The sequence below is a fragment of the Achromobacter anxifer genome (assembly GCF_903652925.1).
In the GTDB taxonomy this organism is placed as follows: domain Bacteria; phylum Pseudomonadota; class Gammaproteobacteria; order Burkholderiales; family Burkholderiaceae_B; genus Achromobacter; species Achromobacter anxifer.
The window spans coordinates 129,860-143,990 of the sequence record NZ_CAHLAR010000004.1; the positions used below are offsets into that span (position 1 = coordinate 129,860).

The 14,131-nt window shown below is 68.5% G+C and carries 14 protein-coding genes; 8 read left to right on the forward strand and 6 right to left on the reverse strand.

Going from position 1 to position 14,131, the window contains the following annotated elements; genetic code table 11:
- Positions 1-21 precede the first annotated feature (21 nt).
- From HWY37_RS13655 to HWY37_RS13665, 3 genes are read left to right on the forward strand one after another with little or no spacing between them, the layout of a single operon-like run.
- On the forward strand, positions 22-999 hold the full coding sequence (locus HWY37_RS13655) for a Bug family tripartite tricarboxylate transporter substrate binding protein (RefSeq protein WP_175205508.1): 978 nt from the start codon (positions 22-24) through the stop codon (positions 997-999).
- Positions 1,000-1,002: 3 nt separating this feature from the next.
- Positions 1,003-1,773: an MBL fold metallo-hydrolase gene (locus tag HWY37_RS13660; protein ID WP_175205509.1), complete on the forward strand. Its 771-nt coding sequence runs from the start codon at positions 1,003-1,005 to the stop codon at positions 1,771-1,773.
- A gap of 13 nt (positions 1,774-1,786) precedes the next feature.
- Complete coding sequence (locus HWY37_RS13665; RefSeq protein ID WP_176088859.1) at positions 1,787-2,521, forward strand: ABC transporter substrate-binding protein; 735 nt, start codon at positions 1,787-1,789, stop codon at positions 2,519-2,521.
- Between the two features lie 19 nt (positions 2,522-2,540).
- Here the strand turns inward: HWY37_RS13665 and HWY37_RS13670 are convergent, their stop codons facing one another.
- Complete coding sequence (locus HWY37_RS13670; RefSeq protein WP_176088860.1) at positions 2,541-3,620, reverse strand: sensor domain-containing diguanylate cyclase; 1,080 nt, start codon at positions 3,618-3,620, stop codon at positions 2,541-2,543.
- 201 nt (positions 3,621-3,821) lie between these two features.
- On the opposite strand from HWY37_RS13670, the gene HWY37_RS13675 reads away from it, so the two are divergent.
- Complete coding sequence (locus HWY37_RS13675; protein WP_176088861.1) at positions 3,822-4,949, forward strand: acyl-CoA dehydrogenase family protein; 1,128 nt, start codon at positions 3,822-3,824, stop codon at positions 4,947-4,949.
- Between the two features lie 118 nt (positions 4,950-5,067).
- Here the strand turns inward: HWY37_RS13675 and HWY37_RS13680 are convergent, their stop codons facing one another.
- From HWY37_RS13680 to HWY37_RS13700, 5 genes are all read right to left on the reverse strand, one after another.
- Positions 5,068-5,439, reverse strand: coding sequence for a DUF2784 domain-containing protein (locus tag HWY37_RS13680; protein WP_176088862.1), 372 nt, complete (start codon positions 5,437-5,439; stop codon positions 5,068-5,070).
- A 13-nt stretch (positions 5,440-5,452) separates the two neighbouring features.
- The gene (locus HWY37_RS13685; protein ID WP_176088863.1) at positions 5,453-6,028 is read right to left on the reverse strand and encodes a restriction endonuclease; all 576 of its coding nucleotides are present in this window, start codon (positions 6,026-6,028) and stop codon (positions 5,453-5,455) included.
- 32 nt (positions 6,029-6,060) lie between these two features.
- A complete protein-coding gene (locus HWY37_RS13690) occupies positions 6,061-6,306 on the reverse strand; it encodes an RNA-binding S4 domain-containing protein (RefSeq protein WP_175205515.1) in 246 nt (81 codons plus the stop codon).
- 33 nt (positions 6,307-6,339) lie between these two features.
- Positions 6,340-7,005 carry a DUF502 domain-containing protein gene (locus HWY37_RS13695; protein ID WP_176088864.1) on the reverse strand — a complete coding sequence of 222 codons (666 nt, stop codon included), beginning with the start codon at positions 7,003-7,005 and terminating at the stop codon, positions 6,340-6,342.
- Positions 7,006-7,119: 114 nt separating this feature from the next.
- Entirely contained in the window at positions 7,120-7,587 is a 468-nt protein-coding gene (locus HWY37_RS13700; protein WP_013394098.1) for a winged helix-turn-helix transcriptional regulator, read from the reverse strand.
- A gap of 135 nt (positions 7,588-7,722) precedes the next feature.
- Between HWY37_RS13700 and HWY37_RS13705 the strand changes: the two genes are divergently transcribed.
- The 4 genes from HWY37_RS13705 (at position 7,723) to HWY37_RS13720 (ending at position 14,099) form a co-directional block, all read left to right on the forward strand.
- Entirely contained in the window at positions 7,723-9,024 is a 1,302-nt protein-coding gene (locus tag HWY37_RS13705) for a D-amino acid dehydrogenase (RefSeq protein WP_175205516.1), read from the forward strand.
- Between the two features lie 79 nt (positions 9,025-9,103).
- A complete protein-coding gene (locus tag HWY37_RS13710) occupies positions 9,104-10,231 on the forward strand; it encodes a metallophosphoesterase family protein (RefSeq protein WP_175205517.1) in 1,128 nt (375 codons plus the stop codon).
- Complete coding sequence (locus HWY37_RS13715; protein ID WP_175205518.1) at positions 10,228-12,852, forward strand: AAA family ATPase; 2,625 nt, start codon at positions 10,228-10,230, stop codon at positions 12,850-12,852. The genes HWY37_RS13710 and HWY37_RS13715 overlap by 4 nt, the downstream gene beginning before the upstream one ends.
- Before the next feature lie 371 nt (positions 12,853-13,223).
- Positions 13,224-14,099: a DMT family transporter gene (locus tag HWY37_RS13720; protein ID WP_175205519.1), complete on the forward strand. Its 876-nt coding sequence runs from the start codon at positions 13,224-13,226 to the stop codon at positions 14,097-14,099.
- Positions 14,100-14,131: the final 32 nt, after the last annotated feature.

The following is a 14,131-nucleotide window of genomic DNA, read 5'->3' on the forward strand; positions in this document are numbered from 1 at the left end:
ACCGGAACTTCGGAGACAGACATGAAATACCAAGCCGTACTTGCGGCAGCGGCGGCCGCGCTGGGCATGATGGCCGCCGGCGCGGCGCTGGCGTCGGACTATCCCGCCAAGCCGGTGCGCGTCATCGTGCCCTATGTCGCGGGCGGCGCGGCCGACATCACGGCCCGCGTGATCGCGCAAAAGCTGTCGGTCAGCATGGGCGCGACCTTTGTCGTGGAGAACAAGCCGGGCGCCAACGGCATGATAGGCACGGACTTCGTCGCCAAGGCCGCGCCCGACGGCTATACCTTGCTGCTGGACGCGAGCGGGCCGCTGGTGGTGAACCCGTCGCTGTACAAGAAGACGCCTTACGATCCGGTGGCCGACCTGGCGCCCATCAGCCAGATCGCCAGCTACCAGTACGTGCTGGTCGTGCCGCAGCAATCACCGATACGCAGCGTCGACGAGCTGATCGCCGCGGCGCGCGCCAAGCCCGGGCAGGTGAGCTACGGTTCGGCGGGCGTGGGGGCGGGCGGGCACCTGGCCGGCGAACTGCTGGCCGTCATGACCAGGACGCAGCTCACGCACGTGCCCTACAAGGGCAATGCCCAGGCGCTTACCGACGTGCTCGGCGGGCAGCTGAGCTTCACTTTCGATACGGTGGTGACGGCCACCCCGCATCTGCGCTCGGGCAAGCTGCGCGGCTACGCGGTGACCGGCCCGCATCGCGCGCAAGGCCTGCCGGATATTCCGACGATGGAAGAGCTGGGCTACAAGGATTTCGTGGTGACGCAGTTCCAGGGATTGCTGGCGCCGGCGGGCACCGATCCCAAGATCCTGGCGCGTTTGCACGAGGAAGTGGTGAAGGCCGCGCGCGAACCCGACGTGATCCAGAAGCTCCAGACCGAAGGCGGCAACGAGATCATCGCGGGCACGCCGCAGGAGTTCGCGCGCCTGATCCAGGAAGACCTGCAGCGCTACCGCAAGCTCATCGCGGATGCGCACGTCAAGGCGGAGTAGGCCATGTACGACATCGAGGTATTGATACAGGGCTACCCCGGACGCTCGCTATGCCATGGCGGGCTGGGCTGGAGCACCACCACGCTGCTGCAGGGCGGCGGGCGCAAGGTACTGGTGGACGTAGGCGCGTTCGGCGTGCGGCATCTGCTGGGCCAGCACCTGAACCGCTGCGGCGTGTTGGCCGCCGACATCACCGACGTGGTGCTGACGCACGCGCACTACGACCACGCCGTCAATTTCACCCTGTTTCCCAACGCCACGGTCTGGATCGGCGAGCTGGAGCTGGCCTGGGCCGCCGCCCAGCCGCCCGGGTTCAATCCTCTGCCGGAACTGTACGTGCGCGAACTGGCGGCATCGGAACGCGTGCGTCGGGTGCGCGATGGCGACGAGTTCCTGCCAGGCCTGCGGGCGATCGCGTCGCCGGGGCACACGCCGGGCCATCTGCTGTTCTACGTCGACGACGGCCGGCAAACCGTGCTCTTCACGGGCGACGCCGCGAAAAACCGGGCCGAGCTGCTGTCGGGCACGGTCAACGACAGCGCCGACATGGACGCCAGCCGCGCCACGCTGGCGCGCATCTGGGCGCTTTGGCGCAAGACGCCCGGCACATTGCTGGTGCCGGGCCACGACCTCGGCATGAAGCTGGACGCGGACGGCCAACCCGTCTATGTCGGCGAACGCCAGGCGGTGCTGAATGCGTGGTTCGGCGACACGCTGGAACCGACGCGCATCGACCTTTGCTGCGGCCCTGCATTCAAGCGCGGCGCCTCATGATTTCCATATACCTATGAAACTCGACTCAAACATCATCTCCGCCTTCACTCCGACCGGCCGCCTGCGGGCATCCATCAATCTGGGCAACCCCATACTGGCCGGGCGCGACGCCAGCGGCGCGCCTGCAGGCGTGTCCGTGGACCTTGCGCGCGCCTTCGCGCAGCGGCTGGGCGTGCCGCTGGACCTGGTCGTGCTGGACAGCGCGGGCGCGTCCGTGGAAACCGTGACGCGGGAAGACGCGGACATCGGCTTTTTCGCGATCGATCCCTTGCGCGCTGCCGGCGTCGTCTTCACCGATGCCTACGTGCTGATCCAGGGCGCCTACCTGGTGCGCGAGGATTCCCCATTGCGCGCGTTGGATGAGGTGGACCGCGAAGGGAATCGTGTCACCGTCGGCCGCGGCAGCGCCTACGATCTGTTCCTGACCCGCGAATTGAAGCAGGCGGCCATCACGCGCGCGCCCACGTCGCCGGCGGTGGTCGACACCTTTTTGGCCGAAGGCACGGAGGTGGCCGCCGGCGTATCGCAGCAGCTGGAGGCGGACGCGCGGCGCCTGACGGGACTGCGGCTGTTGCCGGGCAGCTTCATGACCATACGCCAGGCCATGGGCGCACCCAGAAGCCGCGGCGCCGAAGCCATGGCGGTGCTGTCGGCGTTCGTCGAAGAGCTGAAGGCCAGCGGCTTCGTGGCGGACGCACTGCGCCGTCATGGCATCGAGGGCGCCGCGGTCGCGCCTGCGGCGGCCTGAGCCGGGGCGCGACCCTGGCTTAGTGGATGACGCGCGCCGCCTTGCGGGCGCGCTTCACTTCGTACATGCGGGCATCGGCCAGGCGGACGGCGGCCTCGGCGTCCAGGCCGCGCGGGTCCAGCGCCACCACGCCGACGCTGGCGCCTTCGTAGGGGATGACATCCTCGCCCAACTGATAACGTCCGACGGTGGCCGCGGTGGCGCGTTCCTCCAGCGAGCGGGCTGCGGCTTCCGCTTCGCCGCGCTGCGTCGCGCCGCCGCGCGCGGCTTCTTCCGCGGCCAGCGCCGGGCCCGGCCCGATCACCACGAACTCGTCGCCGCCTATCCGCCCCAGCATGTCCGAGGCGCGCAGCGCCGCGGCGATGCGGCGCGAGACGTCCTGCAGGAACGCGTCGCCTTGCTGGTGCCCATAAACATCGTTGATGCCCTTGAATCCATCCAGGTCTATCACCCCCACCAGCACGCTGCCTCCTTCGCGGATGGCGCGCGCCTGCAGGCGGTCCAGGGCTTCGTAGAGCGCGCGGCGGTTGGGCAGGCCGGTCAGCGCATCCGTCAGCGCGTAGGACAGGAGCTGGACGTTGGCGGCGTGCAGCTGCTCCATCAGCATTTCGCGTTCCAGGAAGCGGGCGATCACGCTGGAGAACAGCTTCAGCACCGATTCCGCCTGGGCGGGGATGTCGTGCCGGCTGGCGCTGGCGGCGCAGAGGGTACCGAACAACAGGCCGTCATCGGCGCGCACGGGCGCGCTGACGTAGGTCTGGATGCCCAGTTGGCGCGCGGCGTCCGAGTCCGGCCAGCTGAGCGAGACGTCGCTGGTGCACATGCGGCCTTCGTCCAGGGCGCGCTTGCAGAGCGTGTCGTCCCAGGGCACGGACAGGCCTTCGGGGATTTGCAGTTGCCCGACATTGCGCGCGTAGCGGATCTGCTGCAGGTCCGCCTTCAGGTCTATCGACGTGAGATAGGTGGACTCAAGCCCGGTCACCTCGCCCAGCATGTCCAGCAGCGGGCGCGTCAGTTCTTCGACTGATCTGGCCTCGGGCAGGGTGGTCGAGAGTTCGGCAAGTATCGGATCCAGCACGGTGTCTCCAGGCATGGGCATATGGACGTCCGGCCCGTTGCTCCATGGGGAGGGCGGGCCGGTCTGCCCGCCATTATGCACGCAGCGGGAACAGGTGCCGTTGCCGCCGCCGGAAGCGCCGGACGGCGGTGTATTCTGGCGGTCATGCAGGGGCCGCTGCGGCCCCTCCTCGCAGAACAGAGCCGGTCGCGCCCGGCCGCCATCGCATCAGGAGAGACAGCCATGCTTTTGACGGAAGAACAGCTCAGCGTTCAGGAAATGGCGCGCCGCTACGCGCAGGAGCGCCTGGCGCCCAACTCGGAACGCTGGGACCGCGATCATCACTATCCCGCCGATGCCATCGCGGAAATGGCGGAACTCGGCTTTTTCGGCATGCTGGTGCCCGAAGCCTGGGACGGCAATGACAGCGGCTATATCTCGTACGCGGTCGCGCTGGAGGAGATCGCGGCGGGCAACGGCGCCTGCTCCACCATCATGAGCGTGCATAACTCGGTCGCTTGCATGCCCATCCTGAAGTACGGCAGCGACGCGCAGAAGGAACAGTTCCTGCGTCCGCTCGCGCGCGGCGAGTACATCGGGGGCTTCGCGCTGACCGAACCGCAGGCGGGGTCCGATGCCAGCAGCCTGAGCACCCGGGCCCGCCGCGACGGCGACGACTACATCATCAACGGCGCCAAGCAGTTCATCACATCGGGCCGGAATGGCCAGGTCGTGATCGTGTTCGCGGTGACCGACCCCGACGCCGGCAAGCGCGGCATCTCCGCCTTCATCGTGCCCACCGACACCCCGGGCTACAAGGTGTTGCGGGTGGAAGACAAGCTGGGCCAGCATCTGTCCGACACCTGCCAGATCGCGTTCGAGGACATGCGCATTTCTGCCGCTTACCGCCTGGGCGCGGAAGGCGAGGGCTACAAGATCGCGCTGTCCAACCTGGAAGGCGGGCGCATCGGCATCGCCTCGCAATCGGTGGGCATGGCGCGGGCCGCGTTCGAATGCGCGCGCGATTACGCGCGCGACCGCCAGGCCTTCGGCAAACCCATCATGGAGCATCAGGCCGTGTCGTTCCGCCTGGCCGACATGGCCACGCAGATCCACGCGGCGCGCCAGATGGTGCTGCACGCGGCGGCCCTGCGCGAGGCCGGCAGGCCCGCATTGACCGAGGCGTCGATGGCCAAGCTGTTCGCGTCCGAGATGGCTGAGAAGGTCTGCTCGGCGGCGATCCAGACCCTGGGAGGCTACGGCTACCTGAAGGATTTTCCGGTGGAGCGCATCTACCGCGACGTGCGCGTGTGCCAGATCTACGAAGGCACCAGCGACATCCAGCGCCTGGTGATCGCCCGCGGGCTGTAGCGCTGCTTGCGGTGCCGCTTGCAGTGCGGCCAGTAGGGTGACCTATGGCGCGGTTCGTGGCGCGTCGTGCATGGCCGGGCGCCTTGCCGCGCAGCGTCGGGCGGCAGGGGCTGTGGCGCTAGCCCGGCCGGCGCCGGCCGCGCCTGACCCACAGTGTGTACACGACGATGTTGCCCACGATCAGCAGCGCGGCCAGCGCGATCTGCACTTCGCGGGTAATGCCTGCCGGGTAGATCAGGCTCAGCAGATAGTGTTCGATGAAGCCGCCGCCATAGCCCTGCTGGCCGGCCTGCTGCCGCAGCGATATTTCCAGCGGCGTCAGCGGGCAGATCCAGCCCATGCCTATCACCAGGGCGCCCCAGGCCAGCGCTGGCAGGTGCAGGTAGGCGATCCAGCGTTTCCACAGCGCCAGCAGGCCGCCGAACACCACGAAGGCGACGAACAGGCCATGCACGACGAGCACGAGGTCTGCAAGCAGCCGGTCGCTCATCGTCTCGTCCGGGTCAGGGTTTCAGATCGCGCAGCAGCTTGGCCAGTTCGGGCGCGGTCATCAGCGACACGCCCTGCGACTTGGCGTATTGCAACGCGTTGTCCGAGACTTCGCCCAGGGCGATGTAGATGGCTTCGCGCGCGCCGCGCTTTTCGCGCGCCGCCTGCAGTTCGCGCAGGGGCTCGACGCCCACGCGGGCGGCCTTCCAGCGCTTGGCGCTGACCAGGGCGACGTGGCCGTCCTTGCTCAGGGCGAAATCGGCGCCCGGCAGTTGCAGGCGCTGCACCTCGCAGCCATCGCGCTGGAAACCGGCCTCGACCGTCTTGGAGAACTCCGCCCAGGACATGCCCGCGGCGGCTTCGGCCACGGCCTGCACGCGCGTCTCCGAGGGCGCGCGCAACTGCTTGTAGGCGGCCATGATCGCGATGACCGCGAACGGCACCGCCGCGAACACGCCCATCGCGGCGTACTCCAGGGGCAGCGCGGCAAAGCCGCCCGCCGACAGCAGCACGGCCACGCCGGCGCTCATCCACCACGGCGAGCGCAGCAGCACGGCGAAGATGGAGTTCTGGGACATCTTGAATTTCATGGCGGCTCGCGGCGAGTCTGGGAGTTAGGGCTTCAGGCGTCCGCGCCACCGGCGTCGGGGGCGCGCACGACGATGCGCACATCGCCGCAGGTGACGATCTGGCCGGCGCGGATCTTGGCCGTCTTGCGGCTTTCGACCACGCCGCCCACGCTGACGTGGCCATCGGCCACGAGCATCTTGCCGGCGCCGCCGCTGTCGCACACGCCGGTGGCCTTGAGCAGCTGGTTGACTTCGATATAGGGGCTGCCTGCGGCCAGTGTGAACTCGATGATGGGCATGTTGCGACTGTCAGAAAAGTTGGGGAAGGGCGCTCAGGCCTGGCCGCCGCTGTTGGCGCCGCCCTGGGCGTCGGCGGGCGGTTCGGCGGAGACGGGCGCGGCCGGACGGTTGGTGGGTTCGGCGCGGGCCATCCAGGCGATCAGGGACGAGCGCATGGCCTCCTCGACCGACATCTGGATCGGCTGGACCCATTCCTGGGGCACGAACACGGTATAGCCGCCGATCATGTAGCCCATGGGCAGGTACACGGCGACGCGCTCGCCCGGGGTGAAGCCTTCAGGCAGGCCTTCCATGTTGCGCCGGGTGACCAGGCCCACCAGTTCCAGCTGCTGGCCGGGAATGCGCAGGATCACGACCTGCTGCGCGGTGTTCTTGGAACTGGGCGAGAAATAGTCCGCGAAGCTCTTCAGCGACGAATAGATGCTCTTGACCACCGGCAGGTTGGTGAACGGCATTTCCAGCAGCACCAGCACGCGCTGCACGCGCTCCTTGGACACCAGGTAGCCGATGGCCAGGATGCCCAGGATGCCCAGCGCCAGGCCCATGCCGGGCACATAGAAGCCGCCGATGAAGGGGCGCAGGAAGGTCAGCGCGACGGCTTCGGTCCAGGCCAGGAAGATATAGAGCAGATAGATCGTCAGGGCCAGCGGCAGGACGGTGATCAGTCCGCGGAAGAAGTATTTATAGAGACGGGTCATGGACATGGGTAAATAAATTAGGGTCGGATTACGCGGCAGTGGCACGCGCCGAAGGGCCGCCAGCATAGCAGCCGGCGCGGAACCTGCCGGTAACAAACAGCATGCGGCGTGCCGTTAGCGGTCCACGGGCAGGTAGAGGGTCTCCTTGATTTCCTCCATGACCACGTAGCTGCGCGATTCGGCGGACGCGGGCAGGCGCTTGAGGATTTCGCCGAGGAGACGGCGGTACTCGTTCATTTCAGTCAGGCGGGCCTTGACGAGGTAGTCGAAGTCGCCGGATACCAGGTGGCATTCCATGACTTCGGGCACGTAGAGCAGCTCTTTCTTGACCTTGTCGAAGACGTCGCCCGACTTGGCGGACAGCTTTATTTCCAGGAACACCAGCAGGTTCTTGCCCAGCGCGGCCGGATTGACGCGCGCATGGTAACCCGTGATGACGCCTTCGCGCTCCATGCGCTTGACGCGGTCGGAGCAGGGGGTGGCCGACAGGCTGATCCGGTCGGCCAGTTCGGTCACCGAAATGCGGCCTTCCCGCTGCAGGATATCCAGGATTTTCAGGTCGATACGGTCTAGCTCGCGCATTTCACTTTTGGCGATCGAAAAACAGGATGGGGCCGGGAAAAAGCACTGCCAAAGGAAAATCTTCAGTGCTTTTCACTGCTGAGAGGCCCATAGACTACCGAAATTCCTGAACAAAACCAATCATCGGAAAGAATCATGCACGTCATCGTCCTCGGCAGCGGCGTCATCGGCACCACCACCGCCTATTATCTGGCCCGTCAGGGCGCCAAGGTCACGGTGCTGGACCGCCAGCCCTCGGCGGCGCAGGAGACCAGCTATGCCAACGCCGGGCAGGTGTCGCCGGGCTATTCCACGCCCTGGGCCGCGCCCGGCATTCCGCTGAAGGCCATCAAGTGGCTGTTCCAGAAGCATGCGCCGCTGGCCATCCGCCTGGACGGCAGCCTGTTCCAGCTGAAATGGATGGCGGCCATGCTGGCCAACTGTTCGGCCGAACGCTACTCGGTGAACAAGGAGCGCATGCTGCGCCTGTCCGAGTACAGCCGCGACTGCCTGCGTGAACTGCGCCAGTCCGCCGGCATCCACTATGAAGAGCGCACCCGCGGCACGCTGCAGCTGTTCCGTACGGAAGCCCAGCTGGAAGCCGCCCGCCGCGACATCGCGGTGCTGGAAGAGGTGGGCGTGCCTTACGAACTGCTGGACCGCAATCGCCTGGTGACGGCCGAGCCCGCCCTGGCGCGCTCGCTGCACAAGCTGACCGGCGGCCTGCGCCTGCCCAACGACGAAACCGGCGATTGCCAGCTGTTCACGACGCGTCTGGCCGAAATGGCCAAGGCCCTGGGCGTGGAGTTCCGTTTCGGCCAGACGGTGTCGGGTCTGAACACGGCCGGCGGCCAGATCACCGGCGTGCGCGTGGGCAATGAAGTCCTGACCGCCGACCGCTACGTCGCCGCCTTCGGCAGCTACACGCGCGACTTCCTCAAGCCGCTGGACCTGGACCTGCCGGTCTATCCGCTGAAGGGCTACTCGCTCACCATCCCCATGGCGGACGAGTCGGCCGCGCCGGTCTCGACCATTCTGGACGAGACCTACAAGATCGCCGTCACGCGCTTCGACCAGCGCATCCGCGTGGGCGGCATGGCCGAGATCGCGGGCTTCGACTTGCGCCTGAAGGAGGCCCGCCGCAAGACCCTGGAGTTGGTGGTCAACGACCTGTTCCCGGGCAGCGGCCACGTGGCCCAGGCCGAGTTCTGGACCGGCCTGCGTCCCATGACGCCGGACGGCACGCCCGTGGTCGGCGCCAGCCGCTACGGCAATCTGTACCTGAACACGGGCCATGGCACGCTGGGCTGGACCATGGCTTGCGGCTCCGGCAAGCTGGTGGCCGATCTGGTCATGGGCCAGCGTCCCGCGATCCGCAGCGACGACCTGAGCCTGTCGCGCTACGACCGCAAGGCGGCGTCGAACCAGGCATTGGTGCTGGACGGCAAGAGCGCCTGATTGCGCTTGCGGCAAGCCGGCGGCAATTCTTCGGAATTCCGCAGCCGGCGCCGCGCATGGGCCATCTACAATGGCCCGCATGACCCATTTCCTGCATACCGCCGACTGGCAGATCGGCCGACAATACGGCCAGTTTGAAACCGACGACGCCGCCATGCTGGCCGAGGCCCGCTTCGACGTCGTGGCGCGCATCGCCGCGCTGGCGGCCGAGCGCGCCGTGGACGCGGTGCTGGTGGCGGGCGACGTGTTCGATACGCAAGGCGTGTCGGATCGCACGATACGCCGCCTGTTCGCCGCCATGGCGGGTTACGCCGGTCCCTGGGTCATGATCGCCGGCAACCATGACGCGGCGCTTGCCGACAGCGTCTGGAGCCGCGCAATGCAGCTGGGCTGCATCCCGTCCAACGTGCACGTGCCGCTGCGCACGGAAGTCGTCGACCTGGCCGCGATCAACCTGGCCGTGCTGGCCGCGCCGCTGACGCAGCGCCATACCTATGACGACGTGACCCAGGCCTTCGACGCGCTGGAGACAGAGCCCGGCCGCATCCGCGTGGGCCTGGCGCACGGCAGCGTGGCGGGCAGGCTGCCCGACACCATAGACGCCACCAACCCCATCGCCGCGGACCGCGCGGCGCGCGCCCGGCTGGACTATCTGGCCTTGGGTGACTGGCATGGCTGCCTGTCCGTCGACGAGCGCACCTGGTATGCCGGCACGCCGGAGCAGGACCGTTTCCGCGGCAACGAGCCCGGCTATGCGCTGCATGTGCGGATCGCCGCGCCGGGCGCCGCGCCCGCCGTCGAGCGGCTGGCCACCGGCAAGTACCGCTGGTCGGCCTGGTCGGAAACGCTGAGCCTGCCCACGGACGCGCAGGCCCTGGCCGAGCGCATGGCGCAGCTGCGCGCCGAGGATGTTCTGCGGCTGGACGTGCAGGGGCACGTCAACATGGAAACCTGGGAATCGCTGCAACGCGCGGTGGATCAGGCGGCGGCCCAGGTGCGGGCGCTGCTGCCGGACCTGTCCGGCCTGTTGCTGGAGCCGGATGAAGCCGACCTGGCCGAGTTGCGCGCCAGCGGCTACGTGGGCGAGGTCGCGGCCCAGTTGCAGGCCCTGCAAGCGGATCCGGAGCAGGCCGCGGTCGCGGGCGAGGCCTTGCGGCTGTTGCTGCGGTTCCAGCGCGAAAGCGCCGCGCCGGGAGCCGCCAAATGAAGCTCACGCGCATCGCCCTGGAAGAATTCCGCAAGTTCCGCCAGCCCATGGCGCTGGAGGGGCTGGAGGATGGCCTGAACCTGTTCGTGGGGCCGAACGAAGCCGGCAAGAGCACGGTGGCCGCGGCCATCCGCTCCGCCTTTCTCGAACGCTACAGCACCAGCAAGGTCGCCGATCTTGCGCCGCACGGCGAGTCCGGCGCGCGGCCCAGCGTCGAACTGGAATTCGAGCACGCGGGGCACAGCTATGTGCTGAAGAAGCAATTCCTGTCGCGCGCCCGCTGCGAGCTGCTGATCGACGGAGGCGCGCAGCGCCTGGACGGCGAGGAGGCCGAGAACGCGTTGGCCGCGCTGCTGGGTTTCGAGCTGGCGGGGCGGGGGCAGAGCAAGCCGGACCTGGCCGGCATCCCCGGCCTGTTGTGGATACAGCAGGGCGATGGCCACAATCTGCAGGAAGCTGCGGGTTACGCGGGCGCGCATTTGCGCGATGCGCTGACGCAGCTGTCCGGCGAGCTCGCTTCCGGCGATGGCGACCGCCTTTACGATCGCGTGGCTGGGGAGCGCGGCGCGTTGCTGGATGCGCGCAACGGCCGTCCCAAGGGCGCCTACAAGGAAGCCGAGGATGCGCTGGCGCGCGCCGTGGCCGAGCGCGATGAATGCGCGCAAGCCATGGCGCAGTTGAACGCTGACGTGGACCGGCTGGCCGAGTTGCGCCGCGACCACGAGCGCGCCCAGGCCGAGCAGCCCTGGAAGGACTTCGAGGCCAAGGCGGGGGAGGCGCGCTCGCGCCTGGCGGCCCTGGCCAAGGAGCGTGAAGCATACGAAGGCCTGAGCCGCGAACAGGCGCAGGCCGCGCAGACCCTGGCGCTGTTGCAGGACCAGGTCCGGCGCGACCAGCAGGATGAGGTGGAACTCCAGGCCCTGGTCAGCGAGGCCCGCGCCGCGCGCGCCCGGGTGGAAGAAGCGCGCGAGCCGCTGGCGCGCGCACAACAGCAGCGCCAGTCGCACGCCGCCGCGGTGGAAGCCGCGCGCCGGCGCGTCGCCTCGGTGCAGGCGGCGGCCGACCGGCGCGATGTGGAGCATCAGCTGGGCCAGTTGGGCGCCGAGATCGAACGCCTGGACGGCGCTTTGAAGGAAGTCACGACGCTGATCGAGCAGGGCTCCACGCTGAAGGCGGAGGCCCTGCGCATCGAAATCGCAGACAGCGACATCGATGCGCTGCGCAAGGCCGAGCGCGAACTGGCCAAGCTGCAATTGCAGCAGCAGGCCGTCGCCACCCGCCTGTCGTATCAGCTGGAAGCCGGCGGCCAGGCGCGCCTGGACGGCCGCATGCTGAGCGGCGCGGACGAAGTCCTGCTGACGGCGGCGGCCGAGCTGGATCTGCCAGGCGTCGGACGTTTTCGCATCGAGCCGGGTGGCAAGGACCTGCCGGCGCTGGAACGCGAAGTCGGCGCGGCCCTGGCGGCCAGCGCGGCCTTGCTCAAGCGCGTGGGCAGCGCGACGCTGGCGGAGGCCGAACAGCGCCACGCGCGCCACGTCGCCTTGCTGCGCGAGCTGGACGGCATGCGCAAGACGCTGGGCATCCATGCGCCCAAGGGCGTGGACGTCTTGCGCGGCCAGCGCGACGACGCGCTGGCGCGCCGCGTTCAATTACAGGCGCGCCTGGACAAGCTGCCGGCCGCGCCCGATGCGGAGGACGGCGACCTGCCTGCGGCGCAGCAGGCGCTGCGCGAAGCCGAGGCCGTCGCAGCCCAGGCCGACACCACGCTGGCCGCAGCCCAGCGCGCCATGGATGCCGACAGCGCCCGCGCCCAGCTGCTCGAAAACCAGGCCGCCGCCCGCAGCGCCGATCAGCAATCTGCCGAGCGGGGCGCGCAACGCCAGGCGCGCGCCGGCCGTCTGGCCGAGGCGCGCAGCAGCCATGACGAACTGGAGCGCCGCGTGCGCGAGGCGCAGGCCGCATTGGCCGGGCATCGCCCCGAACTCGTGGAACAGGATGTGCAGCGCTACGAGAAGTCCGCCGCCATTGAACGCGAGGCGCAACACAAGCGCCACGGTGAGATCCTGCAGTTGCAAGGCAAGCTCGACCAGGCCGGTGCGCAGGGCCTGGGCGAACGCCTGTCGGAGGCCGCAGCCGCCTGCGAACGCCTGGAACGGCGCCGCGCCGACTTCGCCCGCCGGGCCGACGCGCTGGAGTTGCTGCTCAAGCTGCTGACCGACAAGAGGACCGCCGCCACGCAACGCTTGCAAGCGCCGCTGGCGCGCCGCCTGAACCACTATCTGGCGCTGCTGTTCCCCGAGGCCGACCTGCGCTTGGACGAAACCTTGCTACCCATGGCGCTGCGCCGCGGCGCGGGCGAGGATCTGCTGTCCGCGCTCAGCTTCGGCACGCGTGAACAGCTGGGCATTCTGGCGCGCTTCGCTTACGCGGACCTGCTACGCGAAGCGGGGCGGCCCACGCTGCTGCTGCTCGACGATGCGCTGGTCCATACGGACGACGCGCGGCGCGACTTCATGAAGCGCGCGCTGTTCGACGCCGCGACGCGGCATCAGATCCTGATGTTCACCTGCCACGGCGAAGCGTGGCGCGACATGGGCGTGGAGCAGCGGCGCATCGCTTGACCGCGCGGGGCTCAGCCGGTAGGCTACGCCCCATGCCTGACCACACGCTCCTCGCCGATTTCGCCCGTGCTGCTCCCGCAGCCGGCGCGCGTGCGCGTGCGCTGTCCGGGCATTCCGCAGTTTCCCCTGGTTTTTCTCCTGTCGTTTCCACGGTGGTATCGCCGCCGGTCTCGCCGCCTTGCGGCGTGGTCTCGGGCGCTTACCCGCCTGTAGCGGCCGTCGTCGGCTGACGCCGTCCGCACCGCGACTCCAGTCCCTTTCCAAGCAGGTCCGCCAGACGTTGTGACGCTTGCCGCGTCCGTCATGCGCATTTGCGTCCGCACGCGCGGACGGGGACGGAGCCTGTTATTACCTCGACAGGTAGAAACCTCATGTCTTTCGATAGAACCGCGTGGACCTCCTACGGCTCCACTTCCTTGTTCGTGCTGCTGTGGAGCGGCGGCGCGATTTTCGCCAAATGGGGGCTGTCCCACGCCTCCGCCTTCGGCTTCCTGCTGTTGCGTTTCATCCTGGCCCTGGCCGTGCTGCTGCTCATCTGCGCGTGGCGGCGGCGCTGGCTGCCTGAGCCCGGCACGCGCGCCATGGTGGCGGGCACAGGCCTGCTGCTGATCGGCGGCTACTCCATCTGCTATCTGCTGGCGCTGGATCACGGCATCACGCCGGGAGTCCTGGCCACGCTGCTGGGCGCGCAGCCCATCCTCACGCTGGCCTTGATGGAACGGCGCTATTCGCCGGCGCGCCTGGCCGGGCTGTTCCTTGCCTTGTGCGGGTTGGTTATGGTGGTCTACCAGAGCATCGGCATGGCGCGCTTTTCCGCAGCCGGCATGGTGTACGCGCTGGGCGCGCTGGCCAGCATGACGGCGGGCGCCATCCTGCAAAAGCGCGTGCGCCAGGCACCCATGGACGTGATGCCGCTGCAGTACGTCGTCAGCCTGGCGCTGTGCCTGCTGTTCGTGCCGTCCCAGCCCATCCGGGTGGAATGGGTCGCGGGCTTCATCCTGCCGCTGCTGTGGATGGGCCTGGTGATCTCTGTCGGCGCGACCCTGCTGTTCTACCGCATGATCCAGGCCGGCAATCTGGTCAACGTCACCAGCCTGTTCTACCTGGTTCCGGCCGGCACGGCGGCTCTGGACTACCTGATCCTGGGCAACCGGCTGTCCGCCCTGAGCGTGGGCGGAATGGGGGCGATTCTGCTGGGGTTGATGCTGGTGCTGCGCAGTCCGGCGCCGGCGGCGAGCCGGGCATAGCCAGGGCAGCGCCCGCTTGATGGGGTGGCCCG

Coding starts and splice junctions, on each gene's coding strand:
- HWY37_RS13655 (WP_175205508.1), top strand. CDS start 22: ATGAAATACCAAGCCGTACTTGCGGCAGCGGCGGCCGCGCTGGGCATG.
- HWY37_RS13660 (WP_175205509.1), top strand. CDS start 1,003: ATGTACGACATCGAGGTATTGATACAGGGCTACCCCGGACGCTCGCTA.
- HWY37_RS13665 (WP_176088859.1), top strand. CDS start 1,787: ATGAAACTCGACTCAAACATCATCTCCGCCTTCACTCCGACCGGCCGC.
- HWY37_RS13670 (WP_176088860.1), bottom strand. CDS start 3,620: ATGCCCATGCCTGGAGACACCGTGCTGGATCCGATACTTGCCGAACTC.
- HWY37_RS13675 (WP_176088861.1), top strand. CDS start 3,822: ATGCTTTTGACGGAAGAACAGCTCAGCGTTCAGGAAATGGCGCGCCGC.
- HWY37_RS13680 (WP_176088862.1), bottom strand. CDS start 5,439: ATGAGCGACCGGCTGCTTGCAGACCTCGTGCTCGTCGTGCATGGCCTG.
- HWY37_RS13685 (WP_176088863.1), bottom strand. CDS start 6,028: ATGAAATTCAAGATGTCCCAGAACTCCATCTTCGCCGTGCTGCTGCGC.
- HWY37_RS13690 (WP_175205515.1), bottom strand. CDS start 6,306: ATGCCCATCATCGAGTTCACACTGGCCGCAGGCAGCCCCTATATCGAA.
- HWY37_RS13695 (WP_176088864.1), bottom strand. CDS start 7,005: ATGACCCGTCTCTATAAATACTTCTTCCGCGGACTGATCACCGTCCTG.
- HWY37_RS13700 (WP_013394098.1), bottom strand. CDS start 7,587: ATGCGCGAGCTAGACCGTATCGACCTGAAAATCCTGGATATCCTGCAG.
- HWY37_RS13705 (WP_175205516.1), top strand. CDS start 7,723: ATGCACGTCATCGTCCTCGGCAGCGGCGTCATCGGCACCACCACCGCC.
- HWY37_RS13710 (WP_175205517.1), top strand. CDS start 9,104: ATGACCCATTTCCTGCATACCGCCGACTGGCAGATCGGCCGACAATAC.
- HWY37_RS13715 (WP_175205518.1), top strand. CDS start 10,228: ATGAAGCTCACGCGCATCGCCCTGGAAGAATTCCGCAAGTTCCGCCAG.
- HWY37_RS13720 (WP_175205519.1), top strand. CDS start 13,224: ATGTCTTTCGATAGAACCGCGTGGACCTCCTACGGCTCCACTTCCTTG.